Origin of the sequence: Knoellia pratensis, from assembly GCF_042666395.1 — a bacterium.
Lineage (GTDB): Bacteria > Actinomycetota > Actinomycetes > Actinomycetales > Dermatophilaceae > Knoellia > Knoellia pratensis.
The window spans coordinates 1,475,193-1,487,277 of sequence record NZ_JBHTDJ010000001.1 but is presented as its reverse complement, the minus strand read 5'-3'; the positions used below and the strand labels follow the sequence as shown (position 1 = coordinate 1,487,277).

At 67.7% G+C, this 12,085-nt stretch carries 11 protein-coding genes; all 11 read left to right on the top strand.

Translation table 11 applies throughout. The annotated features are described in order from the left end of the window. The first annotated feature begins 708 nt into the window (after window positions 1-708). On the top strand, window positions 709-1,770 hold the full coding sequence (locus ACFQRE_RS07110) for a hypothetical protein (protein WP_380120366.1): 1,062 nt from the start codon (window positions 709-711) through the stop codon (window positions 1,768-1,770). A 150-nt stretch (window positions 1,771-1,920) separates the two neighbouring features. Continuing rightward, entirely contained in the window at window positions 1,921-2,169 is a 249-nt protein-coding gene (locus ACFQRE_RS07105) for a type II toxin-antitoxin system Phd/YefM family antitoxin (protein ID WP_380120364.1), read from the top strand. Continuing rightward, entirely contained in the window at window positions 2,166-2,540 is a 375-nt protein-coding gene (locus ACFQRE_RS07100) for a type II toxin-antitoxin system VapC family toxin (RefSeq protein WP_380120362.1), read from the top strand. The genes ACFQRE_RS07105 and ACFQRE_RS07100 overlap by 4 nt, the downstream gene beginning before the upstream one ends. Window positions 2,541-2,644: 104 nt before the next feature. Then, window positions 2,645-4,771, top strand: a complete 2,127-nt coding sequence (locus ACFQRE_RS07095) for a hydantoinase/oxoprolinase family protein (RefSeq protein ID WP_380120360.1) — start codon at window positions 2,645-2,647, stop codon at window positions 4,769-4,771. Further along, complete coding sequence (locus ACFQRE_RS07090) at window positions 4,768-6,702, top strand: hydantoinase B/oxoprolinase family protein (RefSeq protein ID WP_380120358.1); 1,935 nt, start codon at window positions 4,768-4,770, stop codon at window positions 6,700-6,702. The genes ACFQRE_RS07095 and ACFQRE_RS07090 overlap by 4 nt, the downstream gene beginning before the upstream one ends. A gap of 15 nt (window positions 6,703-6,717) precedes the next feature. Further along, window positions 6,718-7,536 carry an NmrA/HSCARG family protein gene (locus ACFQRE_RS07085; protein ID WP_380120356.1) on the top strand — a complete coding sequence of 273 codons (819 nt, stop codon included), beginning with the start codon at window positions 6,718-6,720 and terminating at the stop codon, window positions 7,534-7,536. 30 nt (window positions 7,537-7,566) lie between these two features. Next, window positions 7,567-7,911: a PadR family transcriptional regulator gene (locus ACFQRE_RS07080; RefSeq protein ID WP_380120353.1), complete on the top strand. Its 345-nt coding sequence runs from the start codon at window positions 7,567-7,569 to the stop codon at window positions 7,909-7,911. Beyond that, window positions 7,908-8,654 carry an HAAS signaling domain-containing protein gene (locus ACFQRE_RS07075; protein ID WP_380120351.1) on the top strand — a complete coding sequence of 249 codons (747 nt, stop codon included), beginning with the start codon at window positions 7,908-7,910 and terminating at the stop codon, window positions 8,652-8,654. Before ACFQRE_RS07080 ends, ACFQRE_RS07075 begins: the two co-directional genes overlap by 4 nt. Continuing rightward, on the top strand, window positions 8,654-9,286 hold the full coding sequence (locus ACFQRE_RS07070) for an HAAS signaling domain-containing protein (protein WP_380120349.1): 633 nt from the start codon (window positions 8,654-8,656) through the stop codon (window positions 9,284-9,286). The genes ACFQRE_RS07075 and ACFQRE_RS07070 overlap by 1 nt, the downstream gene beginning before the upstream one ends. Window positions 9,287-9,397: 111 nt before the next feature. After that, the gene (locus tag ACFQRE_RS07065; protein WP_380120346.1) at window positions 9,398-10,573 is read left to right on the top strand and encodes a CaiB/BaiF CoA transferase family protein; all 1,176 of its coding nucleotides are present in this window, start codon (window positions 9,398-9,400) and stop codon (window positions 10,571-10,573) included. Beyond that, window positions 10,570-12,063, top strand: coding sequence for a carboxyl transferase domain-containing protein (locus tag ACFQRE_RS07060; protein WP_380120344.1), 1,494 nt, complete (start codon window positions 10,570-10,572; stop codon window positions 12,061-12,063). Before ACFQRE_RS07065 ends, ACFQRE_RS07060 begins: the two co-directional genes overlap by 4 nt. Window positions 12,064-12,085: the final 22 nt, after the last annotated feature.

Genomic DNA, 12,085 nt, shown 5'->3' with positions numbered 1-12,085 from the left:
GGGGGGAAAGGGGTCTCGGGGGGAAAGGGGTCTCGGGGGGACGGTGTCGCGGTTGGCGGGATGGGGGCCGATAGCTCGATCCTTCCCTGTGTCCTGCGCGGCGTCCGTGTGGACCGAGCCCCGCCGCGCACCGCGCACGTGCTGATGAGCGCGCACCCCGGTCGTCGATCGACGGGATCGGCTCCACCTCAGGCCGGTCGAGCCCGGACACCGACAACGTCATTTTGCAGCGATCCAGCGCGGGAGTCGGATCGGCGGTCGCGGGCCGCGACCAGCTGGCCGGTCGATATGTCAGTATTGACATATCGAGGAACTATGTCACTATTGACATAGGGGTAGGGGCAACGATTGCGGGGAGCCTCGCATGGGGATCATCTGTCGTTCGCTCGCCCGTCCCTCGCTGCGCAGGCTCCTGCCTGACACCTACGTCGACTGTGGCCATGCCACGGGTCACGCGGTGTGGGAGACCAACCCGCACGTCCAGGCCACGTACCAAGCCGCGCAGGCAACGGGCAGACCACTCACCACAAAGAACCACAGACGATGTGAAGGAGAACGTTGATGGCCAGTCGTAGGAGTTTTCTTCGCGCGAGCGGGGTAGGTGTCGCCGCTGGACTCGGCATGAGTCTGGAGGCCAATCCCGCGTCTGCCGCCGAAGGCATCGGGTCTCGGCTGTACGCCGGAAAGGTGTTGGCGTCAGGATCCACGATGACGTCGGCGAACGGCGGAGTCACCGCCCGGATGCAACCCGACGGCAACTTCGTCGTTCGTGGGGGTGGTGGGGTGATCTGGCACACCGGCACCAACGGGTACGCGGGAGCGACGTTGTCGATGCAGAGTGACGGGAACCTGGTGGTGCGAGACAGCACGGGCCAGGCCCGGTGGGATGCGCAGACCGCGGGCCGGCAGTCGGCATACATGGGATTGCAGGATGACGGCAACGTGGTGTTGCGCGACAGCAGCGGGCGGCTCGTGTGGGAATCGACGTCACGGTTCACCACCTTGTTCCCCGGCTACAGCCTCCAGCAGCTGCAGCCGATGTACGGTCCGGCATCGTCGGCGCGTGTCGAGCTGTACAGCAACGGCAACCTGACGTCGTACGGCTCGACGGGGAAGGCGTTGTGGTCGAGCGACACGGCTGAAGAGGCACCCCATGGTCATGTGGACATGCAGACAGACGGGAACTTGGTCATCAGGACCATGTCCGGGACGGCTGTGTGGACCTCGGGCACCGCCGGTCACAGCGGCGCGGTGGCCTCGGTCGACCGGGATGGATACCTCTCGGTGGGCCTCGGCGGGCAGCCACCCCTGTGGACCAACAGACCAACGACGACGTCAACGGCGCGTCGTGACACCCTCACCCGCGCCGCCACGTGGCTGACAGCCATCAACGGAGACCACGTTCCGTACGACCAGGAAGCAGTCTTCCAAGGCCATCGCACAGACTGTTCGGGCTACGCGTCCATGGCGCTGGGCTACCCGCCCCAAGGACTGGGAGACCCCAACACCGTCGCCCTGGCCACCTCGAGCTTCACTCGTCCCATCACGATGAGCGAGCTCCTCCCCGGCGACCTCGTCATCGACTCGACCGGTCCAAGTGCCGACATCCGGCACGTGGTCATCTTCGAGAAATGGACGGATTCGTCGCACACCGCCTACTGGACGTTCGAGCAGGCCGGCAGCACGAACGGCACAGCGCACCGCACGCACTCCTACGGCTTCGGAGGCGACGAGTTCCTGCCCCGCCGTCCGAACTCCTACGGCGACTGAAAGCTCAGTGGGTGAGGACGACGAGTCCGAGCAAGACCCCACCGAGGTCCCACGCACGACCAACCGCCTGAGAGTGGGACCGGCAATTGGGCGCGTAGCAGGCATCGCAATTGCCGGTCGCTCCTAGCCAAGCCTGGCTAAACTAATGTCATGCCCACCCAGGTCAACGTCCACGAGGCGAAGTCGCAACTCTCCAAGCTCATCGAGAAGGTCCTCGCCGGTGAGCAAGTGACGATCGCCCGCGCGGGCAAACCCGTCGTCGACCTCGTCATGCACCAAGAGCCCGAGATCATCTTCGGCGTCGAAGGGTGGGTCGGTCAGGAACACGACCCAGATCTCTTTGATGGCATCGATCCCGAGATTCAGGAGATGTTCTACGGCAAGGACTGGGACAAGTGATCCTCGATACCAATGCGCTGCTGTGGCTCCTGGAGGACGATCCGGCACTGGGTCAGGAGGCACGCCAACACATCGGCACCAGGCGCGTCTGGTTCTCCGCCGTGAGCATCACGGAAGCCACGACCAAGTCAGCCCTGGGCAAGCTCCGCAACGCCGATCCCCTGGCTGGTGCGTTGGCGGCCGGCCTCACGGAACTGGCGCTCTCGGCCAAGCACGGAATGGCTATCGCAAACTTTCCGACGCTCCTCAAGCACGACCCGTTCGATCGAATGCTGCTTGCGCAGGCGCACGTGGAGGGGCTGCCGCTCCTCACGTCGGATCGGGTCCTGCTCGCCGCCGCGCCGGACCTGACCATCGACGCCCGCGCCTGACCCACCCCTTCAGACGCCCGCTTGGCGGGTTGTGCGCCGACCACAGCGATCCGTTGGCACTCATTGACAAGGTGAGCGGGCGGCATACCCGATTGAATCTCTGCATGGCGCAACGACGGATCAGAATCGGCATCGACACCGGCGGCACGTTCACGGACGTCGTGGCGTTCGACGAGGACTCGGGTGAGCTGGTCACCACGAAGACCCCCAGCACCCCCAGCAACCCGGCGGACGGATTCATCAACGGAATCGAGAAGGTCCTCGGACTGATGCAGGCGAGTGGCGACGACATCACCGCCGTCTGCCACGGGACGACCGTCGCGACCAACAAGCTCCTCGAGGGCAAGGTGGAGCAGCTCGGTTTCATCACGACGCAGGGCTACGAGTTCATGCTCGAGATCGCCCGCCAAGCCGTGCCCGACGGCTACGGCAACTCGTACTTCTGGGTGAAGCCGCCGCGCATCGTCGCCGCCGACCACGTCCGCACCGTCGGCGGACGAATGGACTTCGAGGGCAACGAGATCCGCCCCTTCGACGAGGAGAGCGCCGTCGCCGCGGCCCGCTGGTTCAAGGACCGCGGCATCACGACGATCGGCGTGTGCTTCCTGCACTCGTATGCCGCCGACGGCCACGAGCTGCGCATGCGCGAGATCCTGCGTGCCGAGCACCCCGAGGCCATCGTGTCGATCTCGAGCGAGGTGCTGCGCGAGTACCGCGAGTACGAGCGCTCGATGACGACCCTCGTCGACGCCGCGGTGAAGCCCAACGTCAGCCGCTACGTCACCAACATCCACAGCCGACTCGAGGGCTTCACCAGTGGCTCGGGACGCGAGATCCCCTTCTACATCATGAAGTCCAACGGCGGCGTCCTCTCCGCCGACGAGGTCGTGCACCAGCCGATCACGACGACGATGTCCGGACCCGCGGCCGGTGCGCTGGGCGCCGCGCTCATCGCCCAGAAGGCCGGCTTCGACAAGATCCTCACCTGCGACGGCGGCGGCACCTCGACCGACGTGTCCGTGGTGCTGGACGGCGAACCCACCCTGACCACGGAGGGCACCGTCGGTGCCTACCCAAGCAAGATCCCGATGATCGACGTCGTGACCGTCGGCGCAGGTGGCGGCTCCATCGCGTGGGTCTCCCCCGAGGGTGCCCTCAAGGTCGGGCCCCACTCGGCCGGTGCCGACCCGGGCCCGCTCTGCTACGGCAAGGGCGGCCTCAACCCCACCATCACCGATGCCCACGTCACGCTCGGGCGCATCCCCCCGCACCTGCTCGGCGGCGAGATCCCGCTCGACGTCGAGGCCGCACGGACCGGCATCGAGGCCTTGGCCAAGCAGCTCGGCCTCGACTACGAACGTTGTGCCACAGGCATTCTCGAGATCTCCGCCTGGAACCAGGCGAATGCTCTCCGCCAGGTCTCGGTCAAGCGCGGGCTCGACGTCCGTGACTTCATGCTGACGACGTTCGGTGGCTCCGGATCACTCCTGGCCTGCCTGCTCGTCGACATCCTCGACCTCGCCGGCGTCGTCGTCCCGCAGAACCCGGGCAACGTCAGCGCCTTCGGTCTGCTCACCGTCGACGTGAAGAACGACTACGTCCAGACGCAGGTCGCGAAACAGTCCGCGCTCGACCATGCCGCGATCGAGAAGACGTTCACGTCCCTCACCGAGCGTGCCGCCGCTGCCCTCGCCAAGGAGGGGTTCGCCGCGTCGGAGCACCAGTTCACCCGCACCGTCGACCTGCGCTACTTCGGTCAGGCCTACGAGGTGCGCGTCCTGGCGCCCGCTGACGCGGCCGTTGATGATGCGTATGCCGCGAAGGTCGCCGAGGCGTTCCACGACGCCCACACCCAGCTCTACGGCTACGACTTCCGCGACGACCCCAGCCAGCAGGTCGAGTGGGTGAACATCCGCGTCACCGGCGTCGGTCCCATCACGCGACCGGAACTACTCGAAATCGCTTCTGCCGACAGCGAGTCCGGCGGATCCGTCGAGGAGCGGGCCAAGCGCTCCACTCGTCAGGTCTGCTTCGACGCCGACCACGGCTACGTCGACACCGGGGTCTGGTGGCGACCCGACCTGCGGGCCGGAGACGTCGTCACCGGCCCGGCGATCATCGAGGAGTTCGGCTCGACCGTCCCGGTCCACCCCGGCTTCGTCGTCCAGGTCGACAACTTCGGCAACCTCGTCATCACCAAGACGACCACATCAACAGAGGACGCGCGATGAACACGGCTGGCCTGCCCACGGCATACGAGCACGGAAAGCGCCTCACCGCGCCCGGCAGCACCGTCGACCCGATCCTCGTCGAGATCGTCCAGGGCACCCTGGCCAGCGTCGAGATGGAGGTCGAGACCGCGATCGCGCGCACCAGCCGCAGCCCCATGATCCGCGACGCCCACGACTTTCGTGCGGGCATCCACGACCGCCAGCTGCGCAAGCTCACCGGCCGGTCCTATTCGGCGCTCGTCCACCCGATCGTGCGCGACTTCCCGCTGGACGAGATGGGCGAAGGCGACGTCTTCTTCCACAACGACGTCTACGAGTCCGAAGGTGGCATCGGCCACCTCCCGGACCTCTGCGTCACCGTTCCCGTCTTCCACGAGGGCAAGGTCGTCGCGTTCGTCCAGGCCTTCGGTCATCACGACGACATCGGTGGGGCGGTGCCCGGCTCCATGCCGAGCAACGCGACCAGCGTGCACGAGGAGGGGCTGTCCGTCCCGCCGATCAAGTTGTGGGACAGGGGCGTTCCCAACAAGGCAGCCCTGCGCATCATGACCCGCAACTCGCGCATGCCCGACAGCCTCGCCGCCGACCTCGACGCCGAGTGCTCCGCCTGCCTCATGGGTGCACGGCGCCTGTCGGATCTCTTCGCCCGCTATGGCCGCGACGACATCGAGACGGCCTTCGACGCGATCCTCGACAGCACCACCGAGACCTACCGCCGCGAGATCCTCAGCAAGATCCCCGAGGGGACCTATGTCTGGGAGGACTACGCCGAGCACGATGGCGTCGACGAGCCGCAGCTGCACACGCAGCGGATCACCCTGACCAAGGTCGATGACGCACCGGCCGACCCCGAGACCAACTTCAAGGGCGGCGCACGTCTCATCGTCGACTTCACCGGCACGGCGCCCCAGGCCAAGGGTCCGATCAACCACTGCGGTGACTATGTCGGCGGCAACTTCCTCAAGAAGTGGCTCGCGCCCATCCTGCGCAACCTCGCCGACACCCCTGAGCGCATGGCCGAACTGGACGTCAACGAGGGGATCGTGCCGCTCATCGAGATGCGCTTCCCCGAGAAGGGCACGCTCCTCACGCCGATCTACCCGGCGCCGACCAACGCGCGCACCTTCGTCATCCTGCGACTGCTCGGCGTGCTCGCCGGTGTCGTCGCCAAGGCTGTCGACGGTCAGATGCCCGCAGACCAGGAGACGATCCGCTACACCGGCGTCTACGGCAAGGACCGCGACGGCAACGACTACCTCATGCGCGAGGTGCTCGGCGGCGGCTCAGGTGGGCGCTACTACGCGGATGGCGAGGACACGATCCACGTCGTCCCCGACTCGCGCAACCTGCCCAGTGAGTTCACCGAGTCGCGCTTCCCGTTCATCGTCGAGCGTCTGGGCCTCGCGGTGGATTCCGCTGGCGCTGGCCGCTATCGGGGCGGTCTGGGCTACGAGAAGCACATCAGGATGCTCCGGGACGGGCACTTCATGTCGATCGCCGACCGCTCGATCCTCGCCTGCTGGGGAGTCAAGGGCGGCAAGGCGGGTATGCCGTTCAGTGTCGTCATCGATCCCGGTGGCCCTGACGAGCGCGAGGTCGACGCCCTCGCCGACGCCGAGCCGATCAAGGCCGGGCAGATGGTCCGGATCCGGACCACGGGTGGTGGCGGTTGGGGCGACCCGCTCGAGCGTCCCCTCGACGAGGTCGAACGCGACCTCGTCTGGGGCAAGGTGTCGCTGGAAGGTGCGCGGACGGCATACGGCGTCGTGGCTTCTGGCGACAAGGACAACGTGAGCGTCGACGTCGAGGCGAGTGAGGCCCTGCGGACGCAGTTGCGCGACGAGCGCGGCGACGAGCCGTTCTTCGACCGCGGTCCGGGCTATGCACAGCTGGCTGGCGGCGCGACCTCCAGCGAGTACGACTGGATGTGAGCTGACCTGAACCAGGTGCTCGTCATCGGCGCGGCCGGGAAGACCGGCCGCGCTGTGACGCGCGCACTGGTGGCCCGCGGCGTGGGCGTGCGGGCGGCCATCCATCAGGGTCGGCGTTCTCGCATTCACGCCGATGATCTGGTTCACGCCGTTCCCCTCGACCTCGCCACCGGGGTGGGTGTCGAGGCCGCGGTGGCGGGCGTCTCGGGGGTGTATCACATGGCGCCCAACGTGCATCCCGACGAAGTGTTGATGGCAACCCGACTTGCGGATTCCGCTCTGCGACAGGGAGTTTCGCGCTTCGTCTACCACTCGGTGCTTCATCCCGACGACGCTTCGATGCCACACCACCTGCGCAAGGCGCAGGCCGAGAAGGCGATTCGCGCGCGGCTGAAGTCGGCCACGGTCCTGCGCCCCACGGCATACCTGCAAAACCTTGACGGGCCGGCGCAGCACGGTCGGATCGAGGTGCCGTACTCGTTGGACACGCCGTTCACCAACGTCGACCTCGACGATGTCGCGGATGTCGCCGCTCGGGTGCTGACCGAGGAAGGCCACGCGGGTGCCACCTACGACCTCGTGGGTGCTGAGCGGCTGTCCGTGCGCGAGATGGCGGAAGTCGCCACGGAGGTTCTCGGGCATCCCGTCGACGCGGTCGCCGTGCCGCTCGATGAGTGGATCTCGGGTCCCGGCCAGGACCTGTCGGATCATGCACGCGATGACCTGGTCGCGATGTTTCGCTGCTACGACCGTGAGGGACTGGTCGGCGACTCGCGCACCCTGCGGGACCTCCTGGGTCGACAACCCCGGAGTTGGCGCGACGTCCTTTCGTGACTTCCCGCCTCGTGCGCTATCTTGTGTCGCATGGTACCCAGCGACGACGCCATCCTGACGCACCTGCGTCGTGGTGCCCTGGAGTACTGCGTCCTCGCGATGCTGCGGGGGCAGGAGCTCTACGGCTTCGACATCGCGCGACGCCTCACCGTCGACGGGATCCTCATGTCGGGCGAGGGCACGCTCTATCCCCTGCTCGCACGGCTGCGCAAGGCCGGGCTCGTCGACACGACGTGGCAGGAGTCGGTCGAGGGGCCGCCCCGCCGCTACTACTCCCTCACGGCCGAGGGGCGCACCGCCCTCGACGCCTTCACCCGCACCTGGAAACCATTCCGCGACGCGGTCGACACCGCCATCCAAGGGGGCACGCCATGACCTCAGCACTCAGTCACCCGCTCGTCAGCGCCTATCTGCGTGATCTCGAGCTGCTGCTCCACGGCGTCGAGCCGGGCGAACGCGCCGAGGTCCTCGCCGGCGTCCACGAACACCTCGACGCCTCGCTCGCGCCCGCCGCCGCCGACGACGACGTGCGCCAATCGCTCGCCGAGCTCGGCTCACCCCAGTCCGTCGCCGATGAGGCGTATGCCGGCCGCTCGCCTTCCGTCGTCGTCGCACCAGCCCCTCCACGCCGCCCCGGGGCCATGTCACGCACCTGGGTCCCGGTGACTGCGGGGATCCTCATCGGCGTGGCACTCTGCCTCGTCCTGCTCGCCGTGGGGGCGGGCAGTGGTTACAGCACAACCAGCATCAGCAGTTCGGACTCGGGCAGTCAGGGGTTTCCCGAGGAAGTGACCCTGTTCAGCTCGAGTCCTGCGGCGTTGATCACAGGCCTCCTCTTCTCTTGGCCTCTGTGGGTCTCGGCCGCCGTCATCGTGGGCATTTCGCCCCTGTGGACCTCGCGGCAGAAGTGGACCCTTCAACTGCTCACCCCCGTCAGCGCGATCGCCCTGTGGGCCCTGCCCACCCTCGGCTGGACACTCACCCACGCCGAACTCGGCATCAACTCCGGTGCCTGGGCGGGACTGTTCCTGACGATCGTCGGCGGCGGCTTCCTGCTCCTGCGAACCTGTCGCGCCGGGACCCGGCAAGCCAAGGCCCTTGAGAGCGGAACCCTGTGATGTCCACACCTGTTGCCCACCCGCTCGTCAGCGCCTATCTGCGCGATCTCGAGCTGCTGCTCCACGGCGTCGAGCCGGGCGAACGCGCCGAGGTCCTGGCCGGCGTCCACGAACACCTCGACGCCTCGCTCGCGCCCGCCGCCGCCGACGACGACGTGCGCCAATCGCTCGCCGAACTCGGCTCACCCCAGTCCGTCGCCGATGAGGCGTATGCCGGCCGCCCCGCTCCCGCTTCGGCCGCGCCGCTGCGCCCTGCGCCCAATCCATGGCCCGCTCACGTCGCGAACGTCATCAACGGACTCAGTCTGGCGCTGCTGGCCCTTCTCACCCTGCTGAGAGTGATGGGTTCGGGAGCCACGGCGCCATATCCGATCGAATGGTTGTTCCTGGGCGCAACGTTCGCCATCCCCTGGCTCCTCCTCGTCGTGCTGACGTCGTTCACGAACGCCTGGGGATCAGGTGACAAGTTCCGCTCGATCCTGCTCTACCCGATGACTCTCGTGACGCTCGCCGTGGCGACCTGGCTCGTCGGCCTCGCGCAGCTCGACGTCCTGGAGCTCTTGGCAGCACTCCTCGTGCTTGGCGGTGCGGTGTGGACCCTGATCCGCCTGATCCGAGCCACACGCAACTGATCCTTTGGCAGAAGGTGACACCGTGTGACGTTCGTCTTGCCATGACCTCACCGATCACGCGACCCGTCTCGCTCCCTAGGCTCGACTCCACGCGCATCAAAGGAGCCAGCCGTGACCGGACCCCTGCAGGACATCACCGTCGTCGACCTCTCGCGAGCCCTTGCGGGTCCACATGCCGCGATGATGCTGGGAGACATGGGCGCTCGCGTCGTCAAGGTCGAGACCCCCGGAACCGGGGACGACACCCGCGGCTGGGGACCTCCGTTCGTCGGCCCCGAGGACGACCCCATCTCGACGTACTTCCTCAGCGCCAACCGCAACAAGGAGTCGATCACCCTCGACCTCAAGTCCGACGACGGCCGCGACGTTCTCACCCGCCTCGTGCAGCGCTCGGACGTCCTCATCGAGAACTTCCGTCCGGGGGTCCTCGACCGCCTCGGCTTCACCGTCGAGCGGCTCCACGAGCTCAACCCGCGCCTCGTCGTGCTCGCCATCAGTGGCTTCGGGCACGACGGACCCCAGGGCGGTCGCGCTGGATACGACCAGATCGCGCAGGGCGAGGCCGGCCTCATGTCGGTCACGGGACCCAGTGCAGACGAGCCCACTCGCATCGGCGTGCCCATCGGCGACCTCCTCGCCGGCATGTACGGCGCCTACGGTGTCGTCGCCGCCCTCCACGAGCGCAACACCACGGGCAAGGGACGCGTCGTCCGCACGAGCCTGCTCGCAGCGGTCGTCGGCGCGCACGCATTCCAGGGCACGGCCTACACGGTTGCGGGTCACGTCGGGCACGCCCGGGGCAACCACCACCCGGCGCTCTCCCCCTACGGCCTGTTCCACTGCGAGGACGGTGACATCCAGATCGCGTGTGGCAGTGAGTCGCTCTGGGTCAAGCTCGCCGAGGCGTTCGACATCGACCCCACCGCACCGGGTCTGGCGACGAACCGTGATCGCGTGACCCACCCCGACCTGGTCCGTTCGACGCTCAACACGACCTTCGCGGCGTGGCGCCTCGACGACCTCCTCCCCCGCCTCGCCGAACTCGGCATCCCCTCGGGCGAGGTCCGCACCATCGACCGCGTCTACGACTGGGACCAGACCCGTTCGCAGGGACTGGTGCTCAATGTCGACCACCCCGTCCTCGGCGAGATCGAGATCCCCGGACCACCAATTCGCTTTGACGACAACGCTTTTGCCGGTGGCCGCGAGACCCACCTCGCTCCGCCCACCCTGGGCCAGCACAACGAGAGCGTGCGCGCATGGCTCGCCGACGAGGACAACGCGTGAGCGACAAGCCCTCCCGCCCCACCTCCAGCGAACTCATCGCAGCCGTCCTCGACGACGGCGCCTGGCAGTCCTGGGACGAGTCACCGACCACCGTGGCCGAGCCCGGAAGCACGTATGCCGCAGAGCTCGCCGCCGCTGCCGAGAAGGCCGGCACCGACGAGTCCATCGTCACCGGCGAAGGTCGCATCGGCGGGCACCGCGTCGCCGTCATCGCCGGCGAGTTCCGGTTCCTCGCGGGCTCGATCGGTGTCGCCGCAGCCGAACGCATCGTCCTCGCCTTCGAGCGGGCCACAAGGGAGCGCCTCCCCCTCTTCGCAGCCCCCGCATCGGGTGGCACGCGCATGCAGGAGGGCACGCCCGCGTTCGTGACGATGGTCAAGATCTCGGCGGCCGTTGCGGCATACAAGCGTGAGCACCTGCCCTACATCACCTATCTGCGCCACCCCACGACTGGCGGGGTCTTCGCCTCCTGGGGTTCGCTCGGTCACGTCACCGTCGGCGAGCCCGGCGCGACGATCGGCTTCCTCGGTGCACGCGTCTACGAAGCCCTTTATGGCCAGCCCTTCCCCGAAGGCGTGCAGACCGCCGAGAACCTCTTCGCCCACGGGCTCCTCGACGCCGTCCTCCCCGTCGAACTCCTCACCGCGACGGCGGCACGCTTCCTCGACCTCGTCCTGGCTCCGCACGACGCCACGCCAGCGCCCGAGGTTCCGCGCGAGCCGCTCCCGGACACACCAGCCTGGGAGTCAATCCTGTTGTCCCGCAAGACTTCTCGCCCCGGGGTGCGCGCACTCCTCAAGCTCGGCGCCACCGACGTGCTGCCCCTCTTCGGCACCGGTGCCGGCGAATGGGACCGATCGCTGTTCCTCGCGCTGGCCCGCTTCGAGGGCACCCCCTGTGTCGTCCTCGGTCAGGACCGTCGCGGCGAGCAGACCGAGGCACCCCTTGGCCCGTCGGGACTGCGCGTCGCCCGTCGCGGCATGAAGCTTGCCACCGAGCTCAACCTCCCCCTGGTCAGCATCATCGACACGGCCGGGGCCGCCCTCTCCAAGGAGGCCGAGGAAGGCGGCATGGCCGGCGAGATCGCGCGCTGTCTCTCGGAACTCGTCGTCCTTGACGTCCCCACCGTCTGCGTCCTGCTCGGTCAAGGCACCGGCGGTGGCGCCCTCGCGCTCATGCCCGCCGACCGCGTCATCAGCGCCCAGCACTCGTGGTTGTCGCCGCTCCCACCAGAGGGCGCCTCTGCGATCCTCTACCGCACTCCTGACCGCGCTCCCGAGCTCGCCGAGACCCAGCGCGTGCGCTCCCTCGACCTCCTCGCGGACGGCATCATCGACCGCATCGTCGCCGAGCACCCCGACGCCTCCCTGGAGCCAGAAGCGTTCTGTCGGCGCATGGGACTCGCGATCCGCCACGAGCTGGCCGAGCTGTCCGACATCGAAGCCACCCAACGGCTCAATGACAGACATACCCGATACCGTCGGCTCTGATGCTCGGGGTGCAGGAGCCACG